This window comes from Cyanobium sp. PCC 7001, from assembly GCF_000155635.1.
Lineage (GTDB): Bacteria > Cyanobacteriota > Cyanobacteriia > PCC-6307 > Cyanobiaceae > NIES-981.
This window is the reverse complement of the sequence record NZ_DS990556.1, coordinates 323,515-337,998: the sequence shown is the minus strand read 5'-3', so window position 1 is coordinate 337,998 and position 14,484 is coordinate 323,515. Positions and strand designations below refer to the sequence as shown.

At 67.0% G+C, this 14,484-nt stretch carries 17 protein-coding genes; 11 read left to right on the top strand and 6 right to left on the bottom strand.

Annotated elements, in window-relative coordinates; genetic code table 11:
• Nucleotides 1–13: 13 nt before the first annotated feature.
• Nucleotides 14–1,198 (bottom strand): hypothetical protein, encoded by a 1,185-nt coding sequence (locus tag CPCC7001_RS01665; RefSeq protein ID WP_006911113.1) that lies wholly within the window; start codon nt 1,196–1,198, stop codon nt 14–16.
• A gap of 79 nt (nt 1,199–1,277) precedes the next feature.
• The gene (locus tag CPCC7001_RS01660; RefSeq protein ID WP_050757027.1) at nt 1,278–2,399 is read right to left on the bottom strand and encodes a zinc-binding dehydrogenase; all 1,122 of its coding nucleotides are present in this window, start codon (nt 2,397–2,399) and stop codon (nt 1,278–1,280) included.
• 282 nt (nt 2,400–2,681) lie between these two features.
• Here CPCC7001_RS01660 and CPCC7001_RS01655 point away from each other — a divergent pair, with 282 nt between their 5' ends.
• The 3 genes from CPCC7001_RS01655 to CPCC7001_RS01645 are packed head-to-tail and all read left to right on the top strand — an operon-like array spanning nt 2,682 to nt 5,613.
• Entirely contained in the window at nt 2,682–3,782 is a 1,101-nt protein-coding gene (locus tag CPCC7001_RS01655; protein ID WP_006911702.1) for an HlyD family efflux transporter periplasmic adaptor subunit, read from the top strand.
• Nucleotides 3,779–4,927 carry an ABC transporter permease DevC gene (gene devC / locus CPCC7001_RS01650; protein WP_006910471.1) on the top strand — a complete coding sequence of 383 codons (1,149 nt, stop codon included), beginning with the start codon at nt 3,779–3,781 and terminating at the stop codon, nt 4,925–4,927. Before CPCC7001_RS01655 ends, devC begins: the two co-directional genes overlap by 4 nt.
• A gap of 14 nt (nt 4,928–4,941) precedes the next feature.
• A complete protein-coding gene (locus CPCC7001_RS01645; RefSeq protein ID WP_006910668.1) occupies nt 4,942–5,613 on the top strand; it encodes an ATP-binding cassette domain-containing protein in 672 nt (223 codons plus the stop codon).
• Between the two features lie 55 nt (nt 5,614–5,668).
• Here CPCC7001_RS01645 and CPCC7001_RS01640 read toward each other — a convergent pair whose 3' ends face one another.
• The gene (locus CPCC7001_RS01640) at nt 5,669–6,418 is read right to left on the bottom strand and encodes an SIMPL domain-containing protein (RefSeq protein ID WP_006911684.1); all 750 of its coding nucleotides are present in this window, start codon (nt 6,416–6,418) and stop codon (nt 5,669–5,671) included.
• 290 nt (nt 6,419–6,708) lie between these two features.
• Here CPCC7001_RS01640 and CPCC7001_RS14225 point away from each other — a divergent pair, with 290 nt between their 5' ends.
• Nucleotides 6,709–7,164, top strand: coding sequence for an AAC(3)-I family aminoglycoside N-acetyltransferase (locus tag CPCC7001_RS14225; RefSeq protein ID WP_071778332.1), 456 nt, complete (start codon nt 6,709–6,711; stop codon nt 7,162–7,164).
• Nucleotides 7,165–7,183: 19 nt separating this feature from the next.
• Complete coding sequence (locus CPCC7001_RS15885; RefSeq protein WP_255347422.1) at nt 7,184–7,306, top strand: hypothetical protein; 123 nt, start codon at nt 7,184–7,186, stop codon at nt 7,304–7,306.
• On the opposite strand, the gene CPCC7001_RS01635 is transcribed toward CPCC7001_RS15885, so the two are convergent.
• Nucleotides 7,296–8,300: a homocysteine S-methyltransferase family protein gene (locus CPCC7001_RS01635; protein WP_043368464.1), complete on the bottom strand. Its 1,005-nt coding sequence runs from the start codon at nt 8,298–8,300 to the stop codon at nt 7,296–7,298. The genes CPCC7001_RS15885 and CPCC7001_RS01635 overlap by 11 nt on opposite strands.
• Before the next feature lie 84 nt (nt 8,301–8,384).
• Nucleotides 8,385–8,765 (bottom strand): hypothetical protein, encoded by a 381-nt coding sequence (locus CPCC7001_RS01630; RefSeq protein WP_006909138.1) that lies wholly within the window; start codon nt 8,763–8,765, stop codon nt 8,385–8,387.
• Between the two features lie 411 nt (nt 8,766–9,176).
• Between CPCC7001_RS01630 and CPCC7001_RS01625 the strand changes: the two genes are divergently transcribed.
• The 3 genes from CPCC7001_RS01625 to CPCC7001_RS01615 are packed head-to-tail and all read left to right on the top strand — an operon-like array spanning nt 9,177 to nt 11,798.
• On the top strand, nt 9,177–10,187 hold the full coding sequence (locus CPCC7001_RS01625; protein WP_156796638.1) for an SMP-30/gluconolactonase/LRE family protein: 1,011 nt from the start codon (nt 9,177–9,179) through the stop codon (nt 10,185–10,187).
• 16 nt (nt 10,188–10,203) lie between these two features.
• Nucleotides 10,204–10,887, top strand: coding sequence for a PIG-L deacetylase family protein (locus tag CPCC7001_RS01620; protein ID WP_006909838.1), 684 nt, complete (start codon nt 10,204–10,206; stop codon nt 10,885–10,887).
• 32 nt (nt 10,888–10,919) lie between these two features.
• On the top strand, nt 10,920–11,798 hold the full coding sequence (locus CPCC7001_RS01615) for an FAD-dependent monooxygenase (RefSeq protein ID WP_050757026.1): 879 nt from the start codon (nt 10,920–10,922) through the stop codon (nt 11,796–11,798).
• On the opposite strand, the gene CPCC7001_RS01610 is transcribed toward CPCC7001_RS01615, so the two are convergent.
• Complete coding sequence (locus tag CPCC7001_RS01610) at nt 11,743–12,570, bottom strand: hypothetical protein (protein ID WP_071778331.1); 828 nt, start codon at nt 12,568–12,570, stop codon at nt 11,743–11,745. The two genes, CPCC7001_RS01615 and CPCC7001_RS01610, sit on opposite strands and share 56 nt — an antisense overlap.
• A gap of 85 nt (nt 12,571–12,655) precedes the next feature.
• On the opposite strand from CPCC7001_RS01610, the gene CPCC7001_RS01605 reads away from it, so the two are divergent.
• The 3 genes from CPCC7001_RS01605 (at nt 12,656) to CPCC7001_RS15430 (ending at nt 14,454) form a co-directional block, all read left to right on the top strand.
• Nucleotides 12,656–13,639 (top strand): hypothetical protein, encoded by a 984-nt coding sequence (locus CPCC7001_RS01605; RefSeq protein ID WP_006911344.1) that lies wholly within the window; start codon nt 12,656–12,658, stop codon nt 13,637–13,639.
• Between the two features lie 288 nt (nt 13,640–13,927).
• Nucleotides 13,928–14,287 carry a hypothetical protein gene (locus CPCC7001_RS01600; RefSeq protein WP_198006438.1) on the top strand — a complete coding sequence of 120 codons (360 nt, stop codon included), beginning with the start codon at nt 13,928–13,930 and terminating at the stop codon, nt 14,285–14,287.
• Nucleotides 14,284–14,454 carry a hypothetical protein gene (locus CPCC7001_RS15430; RefSeq protein WP_006911785.1) on the top strand — a complete coding sequence of 57 codons (171 nt, stop codon included), beginning with the start codon at nt 14,284–14,286 and terminating at the stop codon, nt 14,452–14,454. Before CPCC7001_RS01600 ends, CPCC7001_RS15430 begins: the two co-directional genes overlap by 4 nt.
• The last annotated feature ends 30 nt before the right edge of the window (nt 14,455–14,484 follow it).

The following is a 14,484-nucleotide window of genomic DNA, read 5'->3' as shown; positions in this document are numbered from 1 at the left end:
GAGTCGATCGGGTTCAGCGCATCGAGGCAGCAGGTGTGGGTGCCGGCCTGCCGATCGTGCCGGTCTGGAGGTTGTGGCGCGCCATCTCGATCAGCGCCATGCGGCTGTTGAACAGCGACTGCGCATCCATGTCTCCCTGCCCCGCGCAGAGGCAGTTGAGGCTGGTGATCAGCAGATCACGATGCTCCCGCAGGATCTGGAGATTTCCATACTCCTCCTTCTGATGGCAGGTTTCGGCGTACTGACAGGGTGCATAGGTTTCCTGCCGCAGGGGGGGGACAAAGCCAGGATCCAGCACCGATCCAAGCCGACCCTTCTGGATGTCGGCATAGCTGGTGCAGGGGTAGACATCGCCCCAGTTGTCCACGATCAGATAGTCGTGGCCAGCTGAGCAGAGCCGTCCCGTGCCGCCATAGAGCCCCACCAGCAGTGCGGCAAGGAACCTCAGTTCCCGGCCCAGGGGCCCACTGTCTGCCACCGTTCTGAGGATGGCCGGACCGGCATCGCCTTCCAGCACCGCATCGATGGGGTCGCAGCTGAGGAAATGGCGGGCCCGCTTGTCCACGTCCACGCGAGCACTCATCTCCTGCGTGGCGGGGACATCAAATCCTGGGAACTTCAGATCAGCGGAGGTGGGGATGGCCGCTTGGGAGCAGCGATCCAAGGCGTCATGAATCAGATCGACATTGTCAGCTGAGAGCAGGGTGTTCACCACCACACCAAACCCCAAACCGGAAGCGAAGAGAACATTCTCCAGGAAGTCGTCCAGGCTGATTTCGGTGTGATGAAACGTGCAGAACAACTTCAGCTTCTCAGGCACAAGCCGATGGACAAGGCTCGGAAGCTGCTTCCTGAGCAGGGACGCATTGGTCTGTACTTCCACAAAGTGGATATTGGACTGCTGGGTGAGCCAAACCAGGTCCTCGATAACGTCCGCATTGAGGAAGGGCTCACCATGCACGTCATAGCGAAGGCCGACTTTGAATGGCAGTGATGCAGCCCAGGTGATGGACTTCCGCGCCATCTCCCTACCAACGTCCGTTCCCCACACATTGCGTTTGGCCCCAGTGCTGTAATCAACACCGCTCACCTGACTCTGTCCTGCGGCTGCAACGCAGTACTGGCAGCTGAAGTTGCATTTCAGCATGCGCACGGAGACGCGGATCTTCAGAAAGTGATCACCATCGGGAGGAAACATGACGGGAGAAGTCATTTCAGGCGGGCGGACAGGCAAGCGGGAAGAAGAGCAGTGAGTGCAGGAAGAGTGATCACAGGAACTAATCAGCAAGCTTCACCACGATCTTGCAATCCGTGCTTGCAACCACATCGGGCTGGGAAAGCACAATTTGCAACTTGTCCAAGCCCTCCAAGGTGGTGGTGATGATGGAATCCAGAGGCAAGTGACCCGACAAGCACAGCTCGATCAACCGTTCGTACACGCCACCGAGATGGCCTCGCAGGCCCATCACACTGATGGCATTGGTGATCATGTGATCAACGGCATCAATCGTGAGTGGTTGTCCTCCCCGACCCAGCAGCGCAACCCGCCCGCAGGCCGCGATCTGCCGGAACACCCTGTTGATGTTGGACAGGTCTCCCGAGGCCTCGATCACAACGTCCCAGCCATGGGCAGGCGTGGTGAGCTCATCAGCGGAGCTGGCTGCCTGATCGGCCCACCGGCCTGCGAACTGGCGCCGGTATGGCGACGGTTCCACCATGGCGACGGAGGAGGCGCCATACACCTGCCTGGCGACGATGGCGCAAAGCAGCCCGATCGGACCGGCGCCGAAGATCAGAACCTTGTCACCCGGGGTGATGCGAGTGTTCATGCCGCAGAGGAGCGCAACCCCCGCCGGCTCGAGACAGGCAGCCATCTGAAGTCCCTGGTCAGTCTGACCGAGCTCGCTGATGTTCACCGTGGAGCGCGCCGGAACATCAGCAATGGTGCTGAACAACCCATCCTGCTCCATTCCCAGCAACACGGCTTTCTGGCACTGGTTAAAGCATCCGGATCGGCAGGAGCGGCACACACTGCAGCTCAACACGGATTCCGGGGCGAGAATGTCGCCGACCCGAAAGGCACCCACATCGGCGCCGACGCCGATCACTCTGCCGATGCCTTCATGGCCGAGCACGCGTCCTTCGGCAGGAATGTGGGCTGGAGCGGAGCAGCGCAGGAATCCCTGCTCATCCCTCTGGGTCATGTGCAGATCGGTACCGCACACCCCCACGCGCAGCATCTGCAGTCGCACATGATCCGGCCGCAGTGGCCGGAGGCCGCGATCCTCGATGGTGATGTGAGGATGCTTGTATCTCAGGTTGGCCTGACGGGAACCGTTGGAGGGAAAGGCCTCTGTCGCACGAAGCACCAGGCTGGCTGTAGTGGATTCCGCGATCATGAAGTGTGAGGGGAGAATCCAGCCTGCAGGCCTGTGTTGATCAAAGCCGCCGTGTTGCTCAAGCAGGTGCAAAGAGGCAACACAGCCGAATCACTGGCGCTGATCGATGGGGATTGATGCAACGCAATTGGCTTGCATCTGGGGAGAAAACTTCAGAACACCCCTTGGCAACGTCATGCTGATTGCGGGGTAAGGGGCTGTCAACTGCATGGCGCTCGGAGCATGGCACTCGGACGGCGCAGGTCCATCGCCGTAGGGTCGAGATGTGAGGGAGGGCGAAGGATGGCGTTCCCGCAGTTGCCGCTGCTGCCACCACGGCATTCCCGCACCTGGCTGCTGGTGGGCGGCGGCGCCGTGGCGGTGGCCCTGGCAGCCGTGGCGGCCCGCGCTGTGCTGGAGCGCTTGGTCTCTCCGCCGCCAGAAGCGGCGCCGGAGGTACAGCAGCCGATCCGCACCGTCACCGCCCTGGGCCGGCTGGAGCCGATCAGCGAGCTGCGCACGATCGCGGCGCCCACCACCGGGCCTAGCCAGCCCACCCTGCTGAAGCTGCTGGTGGATCGCGGAGATTCCGTGCAAGCGGGCCAGCTGCTGGCGGTGCTCGACAACCAGCCCCAGCTGGACGCGGCCGTGAACGCCGCCCGCGCCGAGGTGAACCTGGCCCGCTCACGGCTGGCCATCGCCCGCGCCGATGCCGGCAGCGGCGAGGCGAGCCAGCTGGCCAAGGTGCGCTCGCTCGAGGCCCAGCAACGAACGGCAGCCACCGAGGCACGGCGCTACCAGAGCCTCTACGCCAGCGGCGCCGTGTCGGCGGAAGACCGGGACAACCGCCAGCTCACGCTCGACACGGTGACCGCGGCGCTGCAGGAGGCCCGGGCCCTGCTGGCCCGGCAGCAGGCCCGCAGCACTGCAGGTGCCGGCGGGGTGGACCTGGATGTGGAGGCGGCCCAGCGCAGCCTCGAAGCGGCCGAGGCCAACCTGGGGCGGGCCGTCGCCAGCCGCGACGACAACCTGATCCGCGCCCCGATCGCCGGCACGGTGCTGCAGGTGTTCGCCCGTGCCGGCGAGGCCCCCGGCGCCCAGGGGATCCTGCAGCTCGGCCAGGTGGGCCGTATGCAGGTGGTGGCGGAGGTGTACGAGAGCGATCTGCCCCGGGTGAAGCCGGGCCAGCCGGTGCGGATCACCAGCCCGGCCCTGGAGCAGCCCCTGGAGGGCCGGGTGGGGCAGATCGGCGCCATCGTGCTGCGCCAGACCGTGATCAACACCGACCCCAGCGCCAACACCGACAACCGGGTGGTGGAGGTGCGGGCACCGCTCACGCCCGAGAGCAACCAGGTGGCGGCCCGCTTCACCAACCTGCAGGTGCGGGTGGTGATCGGGCCATGAGAACGCCGCTCGGCTGGCTGCAGCTCCGCCACGACCGCGGCCGCTTCCTGGTGGCCCTGGCCGGCATCGCCTTCGCCGACCTGCTGATGTTCATGCAGCTGGGCTTCCAGGCGGCCCTGTACGACAGCAACACCCGCCTGGACCGCTCCTTCCAGGCCGATGTGGTGCTGATCAGCCCCCGGGCCCTGAACCTGCAGAACCTCTCCACCTTTCCGCGCCGCCGGCTGCTGCAGGCCCTGGATGTGCCCGGCGTGGCCGACGCCCAGGGGCTGTACATCCGCACGGTGACCTGGCGCAATCCCCAGACGCTGCGCACCGCCACGGTGCAGGTGCTGGGCTTCGACCCGGATGCCGATGTGCTGCGCCTGCCGGAGGTGCGCGCCCAGGCCGATCTGCTCAAGCTGCCCGACACAGTGCTGTTCGATCGGGGAGCCAGGGGCCAGTACAGGGAAGCGATCGCCCGGATCGATCGGGGCGAACGGGTGACCACCGAGATCGAGCGGCGCACGATCACCGTGGGCGGGCTGTTCCGGCTGGGGGCCTCCTTCGGGGCTGACGCCACCTTGATGGCGAGCGACCAGACCTTTCTGCGCCTGTTCCCCAAGGTGAGTGCCGGCAGCGTGAGCGTGGGCCTGATCACGCTGGCGCCGGGTGTGGCCGCCGAAGCGGTGGTGGAGGCCCTGCGCCGCCACCTGCCGGGCGACGTGCAGGTGCTCACCGATGCCGACTTCGTGCAATTCGAGGAGAACTACTGGCGGATGGCCAGCCCGGTGGGCTTCATCTTCGGCCTGGGCACGGCCATGGCCTTCGTGGTGGGCGTGGTGCTCGTGTATCAGGTGCTCTCCACCGATGTGAATGCCCATCTGCAGGAATACGCCACCTTCAAGGCGATGGGCTTCCGCAACCGCTACCTGCTGCTGGTGGTGGTGGAGCAGGCCCTGATCCTGGCGGCGCTGGGCTTCATCCCCGGGGCCCTGATGCCGCTGTGGCTCTATGCGGTGGCGGCGAAGGCCACCACCCTGCCGATCGCGATGACGCTGCAGCGGGCCGTGGTGGTGTTCGTGCTCACCTTGGCGATGTGTCTGGCCTCGGGGGCGATCGCCACCCGACGGCTGCAGGCGGCCGATCCGGCCGAGCTGTTCTGAGCGGGGGCAGCACCATGGCCAACGCGATTGCGATTGAGGGGCTCAACCATCACTTCGGTCGGGGGGCGGTGCGGCGCCAGGTGCTGTTCGAGGTGCGCCTGGAGGTGGCGGCGGGGGAGATCGTGCTGCTCACCGGCCCGTCCGGATCGGGCAAAACCACCCTGCTCACCCTGATCGGCGGGCTGCGGGCTGCCCAGGGCGGCTCGCTGCTCGTGCTGGGCCGGCAGCTGGTGGGTGCCAGTGCGCTGGAGCTCACCCTGGCTCGGCGCGAGCACGGCTACATCTTCCAGTCGCACAATCTGCACCGCAGCCTCACCGCCAGCCAGAACGTGCGCATGGCCCTGGAGCTGCGCGGCAGCCTGAGCGCGGCTGAGATGGACCGCCGCTCCCGTTCCATCCTGGAGAGCGTGGGGCTGGGCGATCACCTGGACGTGAAGCCCGCCCGGCTTTCGGTGGGGCAGAAGCAGCGGGTGGCGGTGGCACGGGCCCTGGTGGGGGAGCCCCCGCTGCTGCTGGCTGATGAACCCACCGCCGCGCTCGACAGCCGCTCCGGCCGCGAGGTGGTGACGCTGATGCAGCGCCTGGCGCGGGAGAAGGGCTGCACGATCCTGCTGGTGACCCACGACAGCCGCATCCTCGACATCGCCGATCGCACCCTGGAGCTGGAGGACGGACGCCTGCACTGAAGACCGTTCGGCAGAACGTTCGGCAGACCGTTCGGCGGGACTCCCGCGTGAGGTGTTACTCCACCCGGAAGGTCACGCCCATCACGGCGGTGATGTCCTTCTCGATGGTGGTGGTGTCATAGGAGCCGTAACTGCTCATCTCGGTGGAGTTGGGCACGGTGATCTGGAAGGAGCCAGTGTCGGCCTGGGTGATCACGCCGATGCGGGAGCCGGCCTGACGGGCGATCTCCCGCGCCCGCTCGCGGGCATCGCGGGTGGCCTTGGCGAGCATGTCCACCCGCTTCTCGGAGAGCTTGGTGTAGGTGTAAGCCGGATCATTGATGGTGAGCGGCACACCTTCGCCCACCAGCTGACCGATCTGCTGGGCCACGGCGGCCACCTTGGCCACATCGGGCGTGCTGATGCGGATCGGCTGGCGGGTGGTGTAAGTGACGGACTGCAGTTCCCCCGTGCGGGAGTCACGCACTTCTGAGCGTTCGGACTTGATCGGCTGGCGGCTGACGGCGTCGTCGGCGATGCCCTGCTGGCCCAGGAAAGCGAGGGTGCGCTCCACCTGGGGCTGCAACTGCTGATAGGAGGCCTGCAGCGATGGAGCGCTCTCGGCCACCTCCACCGTCCAGTCGGCGTAGTCACTGGTGATGCGCTCGGTGCTGGCACCGGTCACGGTGATGGTGTCGTTGCCGCGGCGAATGCCCTTCACCAGCATGGAGGTGGACAGCACCAGCCCCGTGGCCAGCACGGCCATGGCAAACACCAGCGGCGGTGTACGGCGCAGGGTGGTCACGAGGGGAGAGAAACGGCCCATGGCCAGAGGCAGCGGGTGAACTCTTGCCTCAGTGTGACCACGCCGGCACCGCCGGCCACGCCAGTGGCCACTTGCCCATCTGGTAGCCACAGACACAGGTGGTTGGCGGACCCGCGGAAGAACCCGGGGGCTGTGGCTAGGGTGAGCCTCAATGCCAGTAGGGCACTTGATTGCCTAGACCAGCTCAAGGATTGGATCGGGATTGATGCAGACAGCGAATGGGCGTCGGGGGTGGTTACCGAGTCCGCCCTATAGCTAGTGAGGCGGAAGGATTGAAAATGCGTCTTCAGATGGAACACGAGATCATTCATTTAAACGTCAAACAAGCCGATCTGCTGCACAAGCTGAACGATCTATTTGGACGGGAGTTTGATGAGATCAAAACTTATACTTCAAGCAGGCCAGATGATGAATATCTAAAGTCCCTGCTTTCCGATCGTTCATTTATTGCTTTGGTGGCTCGATTAGACTCTGAAGTTATTGGCGGACTCGTAGCTTACGAGCTCAAGAAGTTTGAGCAGCAGCGAAGTGAAGTCTATCTTTATGATTTAGCAGTTTCAGCTAATCATCGCAGAAAGGGCATAGCAACCGGCCTGATACGCAGACTTCAATCTATTGCTCAATCTTTAGGAGCTTGGGTCACATTTGTTCAAGCCGATTATTCTGACAAGGCAGCAGTGGCACTCTATTCGAAACTAGGCACTCGAGAGGATGTGCTGCATTTTGACTTGCCCTTTTCCAGCTAAATGCCAATCACCGAACAAGGTGCTCAACCGGAATCGCAACTTCCACTTCATTTTCAGTGCGGACGTCACGGTGCTGCTGCTCACCGACGTGGTGATGCCCTTCTTCACCCTCCGCTTCCAGGGCTGGCTGTTCAACGGCTGATCCTGGTGTCCAGGCTCGGATTGAGGCCCTCCCACAGCAGGGGCAGGGTGGCCCGGGCAATGGCTTGCACATGGCGAAGGTCGGTGCCGCAGCAGCCGCCCAGCACCGCCAGGTTGGGCAGCAGCGGGCTCAGCTCCCGGTACAGCCGTGCCAGGTCGTCAGGATCGCCCTCATCGAGGCTCTCGGCCGCATCCAGTTCCGCATGACTCCTGCGGGAGGCGTTGGCGCGCAGCCCCACGATCCGCTCCCGCCAGGGGCCGCCCTGCTCCAGCACCGCCGCCACGTGGCTGGGATGGGCGCAGTTCACCATGAAATAGGCCGCAGCGCCATCCGTTTCGGCATCCACCCGCTCGATCGCCTCGCTTAGGGGCTGGCCGCTGGGCAGACGCCCGTCGGTTTCCACCGTGAAGGAGATCACCACCGGCACGGCTTCCGCCCGGGCGGCACGCACGATGCCCACCGCCTCCGGCACCGCACTCAGGGTGAACGCCGTGACCAGATCCACGCCGCTCCGGCTCAGCACTCCGATCTGCCAGCTGTGGAAGACCTCGGCCTCCTCAGCGCTCAGCTTCTGGTCGGGCACGTAACCGTCGCCGCGGGGGCCGATGCAGCCGCTGATCTGAATCACGGGGTCGGGCCGGTCGTCGCTGCGAGCGGTCCGTTCCTCCTCCTCCCGCAGCTCCATCAGCAGGGCCACCGCCTGCCGGTTCGCCGCCTCCAGCTCCTCGCTGCTGTAGCCCAGCTCCGGTCCCCAGGCCGGATTGGCCCGCCAGGTGGGGGTTTCCATCACAAAGCCCGTGCCCGCCTCCCGGCCCAGGGCGAGGTAGCTGCGGAAGTAGTCAGTCAGCAGCTGGGCGCCCCGCTCCCGCCGCAGCAGATCGAACGCCGCGAACCCCGGCAGCTCAATCCCCTGGTGGAACACCAGGGTGGTTTCCAGCCCGCCGTCGGAGAGCAGCGGCACGCCGTTGAGCTGAATCAGGGATCGGCGTTCCACGTTCGGGCCTTCAGCTGTCAAGGTGACTGCCATTGTCGCCGCCTCGGCGGGTCTGGGGTGCTGAGCCGGCGCTGGTCACGCCGATCAGCGAAGCAGCAGGAGGTGATCCGGGTCGGTGCTGGCCCACGCCACCTGGCCATCCGGGAGGGCTGCGGCTTCCCGTTGTGCAAGCCTCACCAACGGCATCTCCAGGGCCAGGGCAAGCAGGTGGCCCGAAGGCTCAGGCTGACCAGCAGCCCCGACGAACACCATGGCGGGATCGGCTCCCGGAAGGAGCAACGGCAGGGCCTGCTGCCGATCGCCGCGCAGCAAGGCGAGCGTGAGGCGCCGAGCCACCCATTCGGGAGATCCGCATGCCAACCCTCGGGCCCACGGATCATCGGCGCGGCCAAGCACCGGCAGCGGCTGAAGCGCATCGATCCGGAAGCCCCGCTCGGCCAGCAGGGCCTGCAGCCGCCGGTTCACGTTCGGGTCCCCCCTGCTGCGCGGAAGCTGGCCATGGCGGCCTCGGCGAAGCGGGCGATGGCTTGGCCGTGGGGATGTAGCCCAAAGGTCTCCAAATGCACGTATCTAAGGGCCACGAACAAGGGCCACGAAGCGCCGACCGGGCCTGCCCCCAGGTCGAGCACCCGCCACCCACATCCTTCAGTCCGGCGCGATGCCATGCGGATCATGCCGACGGACGCCAGAGCTCATGCTGCCGCCGCAGGCGCTCCCTCTCCTGGGCATGGGTGCCGAGAACGTAGGAATCGGCGGCCATGGGCCCGGATCAGTGTTCAGCGGCCAGCTTTGCAGCGCTGACGGCGAGGGGAGGAGGGAAGGTGGCGTTCTTCGAGCCGTGGCTACAACAAAAGGGGAGCGCCCCGGGCTGCATCCATGCCGAGGGTCTCCAGGGCAGCGATGGTGGCAGCGATGGCGGCAGCGATGCACAGAGACTGGCAGGGTGGCCCGGTGCACTACCCGGACCCGGCCATCGAGGTGATCGCGCCGGCCTTCCAGAAGTATGTGCTCCCCAATGCCGCCGTGGAGCGGATCCACACCGGCGCCCGCTGGACGGAGGGGCCGGTGTGGTTCGGCGATGGGCGCTACCTGCTCTGGAGCGACATCCCCAACAACCGGATCCTGCGGTGGTGCGAAGACACGGAGAGCGTGAGTGTCTTCCGCAGCCCGTCGGACTACGCCAACGGCCACAGCCGTGACCGCCAGGGCCGCCTGATCAGCTGCGAGCACGCCAGCCGGCGGCTGACCCGCACTGAACACGACGGCTCGCTCACCGTGCTGATCGATCACTTCCAGGGCCGGCGGCTGAACGCCCCCAACGATGTGGTGGTGCACCCCGCCGACCACATCTGGTTCAGCGATCCGGGCTATGGAATCCTCGTGAACTACGAGGGCGGGCGGGCGCCGTTCGAGCTGCCCGCCAACGTGTATCGCCTCGATCCGGACACCGGCGAGGCGAGCGTGGTGGCCGATGACATCGAGAAGCCCAACGGGCTCTGCTTCTCGCCCGATTTCCTACAGCTCTACATCACTGATACAGGCGCCTCCCACAAGCCGGGCCACCCGCGCCGGATCCTCGTGTACGACGTGATCGACGGGTCGCGGCTGGCCGATGGGCGGGTGTTCTGCGACATGGGGCCGGCCATGGCCGATGGCCTCACCTGCGATCTGGACGGCAACGTGTGGGCCAGTTCGGGCTGGGCCGATCCCAGCCTCGATGGCGTGGCCGTGTTCTCTGCCGGGGGGGAACTGATCGGGCGGATCCACCTGCCGGAGGTGGCCTCCAACCTCTGCTTCGGCGGGCGCCGGCGCAACCGGCTGTTCATCACCGCCGGGCAGTCGGTCTATGCGCTGTACGTGGAGGCCCAGGGCCTGCCGTTTCCCTAGGACCCTGATCTGCAGCATGACCACCCTCCTCGCCTTCGGCGCCCACCCCGATGACATCGAGATCGGCTGCGGCGGCACCGTGCGCAAGCTGATCCAGCAGGGCTGGCGGGCCGTGCATGTGTGCGTCACCTCCGGGGAGGCCGGTAGCAGCTCGATCGATCGGGCCACGCTGGCGGCCACCCGGGAGCAGGAAGCGCAGCGGGCTGCCGAGGTGCTGGGTGCGGCGCGGGTGGAGTTCCTGCGGGCCCCCGATGGTCTCTCGCAGTATTCCCGGGAGCAGAAGATCGCCGTGATCGATCTGATTCGCGAGGTGCGTCCCGAGATCCTGTTCGTGCACGCCAGCAGCGACGCCTTCCCCGACCACCGCGTGGTGCACGAGCTGGTGATGGCCGCCTTGGCCGGCGCCGCCGGGCCCTGGTATCAGGAGGCCCGAGGAACACCGCATCAGCCGGCCACAATCCTCGGCTACGAGGTGTGGCATCCACTCAGCACCCCTCAGCTGGCGGTGGACATCAGCACCACCGTGGAACGGAAGCTGGACGCCCTCCGCTGCCACCGGTCGCAGATCGAACCCACCCACTACGACGAAGCCTTTCTCGGCCTGGCCCGCTACCGCGGCGTGATGAGCTTCGCCGGCAGCCACGCCGAGGTGTTCGAGGTGCTGCGCACATCCCTGAGCCTGCCTCCCGGGCTGGCCTGATCTCACTCCCCCGCCTGCTCCGCACCGTGTCGATGCCGCTGCCCCGCCAGACCGCCGTGCTCGTGGTGGGCGCCGGCCCCACGGGGCTGCTGCTGGCGGCGGAGCTGCTACGGCGCGGGGTGCCCACCCTGCTGATCGACGCCCGCGCCGAGGCGCTGCACTGGGACCGCGCCACGGTGATCCATGCCGACGGCCGCCGGCTGGGGGAGGTGGACCTGGCCGGCAACGGCAGCCGCTATGGCTTCAATCTCGGCCTCTCGGAGGAGGTGACGGAAGCCATCCTCACGGGCCTTCTCGAGCGCCATAGCGGCCGCGTGCAGCGCTCCTGCCGGCTGCTGGGCAGCGAGCTCCATGGCGGCGGTGTGCGCGCCACGCTGGCCTGCGGCGAGCTGGAGCACAGCGTGGAGGCCCGCTGGCTTGTGGGCTGCGACGGCCTGCACAGCACCGCCCGCGAGCTGAGCGGCATCGGCTTCGAGGGCCAGGCCATCCCACGCTCCTGGGCCGTGTTCAATGCCGCGGTGCAGGGCTGGCCCCACTCCTACGAGGTCAACGCGGCTTATCTGGAGGCTTCGCCGCTGATCCTCACGGCCCTGCCGGAGCAGCCCTTCCGGAAGCTGATGGTGTCCCGGGTCGGCAAAGACAGGCTTCTTGCCGTGGATCCGGTGATGGCCGGAGGAGACTTCGGCCGCTATCGCCTCAGTGATCCCTCCATCGCGAGTCTGATCTTCTGGGTCGGGGGGGTTCCCGCCGAGTCATGGCAGAAGCACCGCGCAAGCGGTGCGTCGCTGCCGTCGCTGCACAGCCCGCAGTGGGGGCCGGATTACGAGGCCGTGATCGAGATGGGCACCGCTGCGCTCACCACCCTGGCCCTGGATCTGTTCCGGCGTCCCGCTCCAGCCAGCCGATGGTGAGGTCGTTCGGATCCTCCTGGAGGTAGAGATAGCCGCTGCCATCGGCCATCACGATGGCCCGGTAGTTGTAGGGAACGCCCTGGCTGTCGCGCTGCACCACGGTGGCGAGACAGTCGGCGTTCACCTCGATCGTGCCGCTGTAGGAGGCCGCCTCGATCTCTCCCGCATAGCTGCTCAGGGCGACACCTTGCACGGCGCCTTCCGTCCAGGTTTCGCGCTGCACCACGGCATTGGGCCGCCAGGCTCCATCCCAGCTGAGACCCTGTTGCTGGCTGAGGACCGTTCCCGTCAGTGTGGAGTCTGTGCAGGCTGCATCACCCTGGTGGCGCCAGATCCCGGTGAGGGTGCTGCCGGCCGCCTGGCTCAGGCTGTAGCGGGGCCGCCCCGCGGCATCCAGGACGGCCTCGGCCTCATACCGGGAGCCGGGGCCGGCCTCGGGCGTGGTGCGCTCCAGCCGCACCCGGCAGGGGCCGATCGGCCGCACCGTGCCCGTGGTGCGGAACTGCCGGAACGCCTGGCCGCGGCGCTCGAACACCGTGCCCTCGATCCGGCCGTCGACCGTCCAGTGCTCCTGCCGCAGCCGGGCCAGTGGCTGCTGATCCGCGCCCTGGCCCCGCCAGCCCCTCTCCAGAACCACATGGCGCCCCGCCGCCGGGGGCGGGCAGGAGGCCTTCTTCGGGGCGGCCCGGCCCGGCAGCGGCAGCAGCAGGGCGGTGGAAGCCAGCAGAGCCAGCCAGACCGGGGTGCGCAGGCCAGCTGGAACGGAGGGCATCAATCCACCTCCCATCTCCCCCACAGGGTAGTGGCGGCTTGCGCAGGGCTCGGCAGGGTAGGAGCGGAAGCGGAAGCGGAACGGCATGCAGGCGGAACTCCAGGACGCATGCCGCAAGGCGGCAGAGCACACGGTTGAGTGGATCGCGGCCCGGCTGAACTCCCCGGAAGGGCTCGGCCACGACCTGGCGGCCCACTACAAGGCGCCCTATCTGCTGCAACTGGCCGGCCGCCCCCGCGAGGCGAGGCAGCTGCTTGACCGGATCGCGGCCCGCTTTCAGCAGCCCAGCGGCGACTTCCTCAGCCGCCCCGCCCTGCGCACCGCCGATCCGGTGCTGGCCGGCTATCCGGCCTACATGAGCGGCTGGATCGCGATGGCGGCCCACAAGATCGGACGCTTCGATCTGAGCTTGCCGGCCTGGAGTTTCCTGCAGCGCTTCTGGAGTGATGCGCCGGCCGGCTTCACCCTCCAGCCCCGCGGCGATGGTCAGGAGGCCGTGCTGGAACTCCTCACCTGTGCCCATCTCGGCCTGGCCTCGCTGTACTTCGCTGACCTGGAGCGTGCCCGGGGAACGGCCCGGGCTCTGCAGCGCTTCCTCGACATGCAGCCCGCCCCCACGAGCCGGCTGTACCTGCAGATGAGCGCTGAGGAACAGCTGCTGACCGAGTTCCCGCCAGAGGTCGCCCCGCTGCATTGCGTGGAGGCGGGGGAGCCGGGGCAGGCCTGGTTCTTCCTCGGCTATCCGATCGCGTTCCTCTGCCGCCTGCATCAGGCCACCGGGGAGGCGGCGCCCCTCGCCACGGCCAGGGGCTACGGCGGCTTCGCCGCAGCCTGCGCCCCGCGCATGGTGCCCGAACCCTTCGCCCACAAGGTGGCCTGGGGCTGCGCCGAACTGGCCTCCGCCACAGGCGAGGCCGCACCACGGGCGCTGAGCGAGGCGATCGTGCGCCACCTGCTCCAAGGCCAGAACGCCGAGGGCACCTGGCTGGCGGACGCTTCGCCACTCACCCGCATCGACCAGAGCGTGGAGATCGCCATCTGGCTGCTCGAGGTGAGTGCTCTGGGTTGACCGGATCCCGGCGGTGGCCATTGGGGGCCGCTCTCAGGGAGTGCCGGCTGGAGCTGTGGTGCCGCTGCCGAAGCGCTGGCGCAAGTGGCGGGCGATAGCGATCCGCCGCGCCAACCAGACGGTTCCCGTGCCTGTCACATGGTCCAGGAACCACTCCAGCCCGTCGATCCGCCCGGGGCGGCCGAATAGCTGATCGAACGGCTTCTCAGCCTGGCGTCACCGCCCCATGCACCGTGAGACGTCGGGCAGCGCCTTGGTATCTCTGGGCACCCCCAGGAAGCTGTTCGAATGCGCCTCGTTCTTCTGGGCAACGCCGGGGCCGGCAAGAGCAGCCTCGCCCGGCAGCTGCAGGCGCGCCATCCGGCGGAGCGTCTCTCCCTCGATGCCGTGGCCTTCGAGCCGGGCAGCCCTCAGCGGCGCCCACTGGCCGACAGCGTGGCAGCGGTGCGGCGGTTCATCGCCGCCCACGAGCACTGGATCCTCGAGGGTTGGTACGCCGACATCCTCGCGCCGGTGCTGAAACAGGCCGAGGAAATGATCTTTCTCAATCCCGGCGTGGAGGTGTGCGCGGCCCATTGCCGGAGCCGGCCCTTTGAGCCCGAGAAGTTCACACGCCGGAAGAGCAGCAGCAGAACCTGGAGAACATGATCGCCTGGGTGCGCTCCTATCCCACGCGCGAGGACGAATACGGCCTCGGGCAGCACCGGGCGCTGTTCGAGGCCTTTCCAGGATGGAAGCGCGAACTCACCCGTCCGGAGTATTACGACAAGCTGCTCCAGCCAGGGCAAGGGAGCTGGAATTCAGGGAATGGGTGACCCTTTGTGATGATTGCGGTGCCGTGATTG

Bases quoted from the DNA above. Each gene is read 5' to 3' on its own strand.
- CPCC7001_RS01640 (WP_006911684.1), bottom strand. From the start codon at position 6,418: ATGGGCCGTTTCTCTCCCCTCGTGACCACCCTGCGCCGTACACCGCCG.
- CPCC7001_RS01655 (WP_006911702.1), top strand. From the start codon at position 2,682: ATGGCGTTCCCGCAGTTGCCGCTGCTGCCACCACGGCATTCCCGCACC.
- CPCC7001_RS01615 (WP_050757026.1), top strand. From the start codon at position 10,920: ATGCCGCTGCCCCGCCAGACCGCCGTGCTCGTGGTGGGCGCCGGCCCC.
- devC (WP_006910471.1), top strand. From the start codon at position 3,779: ATGAGAACGCCGCTCGGCTGGCTGCAGCTCCGCCACGACCGCGGCCGC.
- CPCC7001_RS01665 (WP_006911113.1), bottom strand. From the start codon at position 1,198: ATGTTTCCTCCCGATGGTGATCACTTTCTGAAGATCCGCGTCTCCGTG.
- CPCC7001_RS01620 (WP_006909838.1), top strand. From the start codon at position 10,204: ATGACCACCCTCCTCGCCTTCGGCGCCCACCCCGATGACATCGAGATC.
- CPCC7001_RS01660 (WP_050757027.1), bottom strand. From the start codon at position 2,399: ATGATCGCGGAATCCACTACAGCCAGCCTGGTGCTTCGTGCGACAGAG.
- CPCC7001_RS01605 (WP_006911344.1), top strand. From the start codon at position 12,656: ATGCAGGCGGAACTCCAGGACGCATGCCGCAAGGCGGCAGAGCACACG.
- CPCC7001_RS14225 (WP_071778332.1), top strand. From the start codon at position 6,709: ATGGAACACGAGATCATTCATTTAAACGTCAAACAAGCCGATCTGCTG.
- CPCC7001_RS01600 (WP_198006438.1), top strand. From the start codon at position 13,928: ATGCGCCTCGTTCTTCTGGGCAACGCCGGGGCCGGCAAGAGCAGCCTC.
- CPCC7001_RS01610 (WP_071778331.1), bottom strand. From the start codon at position 12,570: ATGCCCTCCGTTCCAGCTGGCCTGCGCACCCCGGTCTGGCTGGCTCTG.
- CPCC7001_RS15430 (WP_006911785.1), top strand. From the start codon at position 14,284: ATGATCGCCTGGGTGCGCTCCTATCCCACGCGCGAGGACGAATACGGC.
- CPCC7001_RS01625 (WP_156796638.1), top strand. From the start codon at position 9,177: ATGCCGAGGGTCTCCAGGGCAGCGATGGTGGCAGCGATGGCGGCAGCG.
- CPCC7001_RS01645 (WP_006910668.1), top strand. From the start codon at position 4,942: ATGGCCAACGCGATTGCGATTGAGGGGCTCAACCATCACTTCGGTCGG.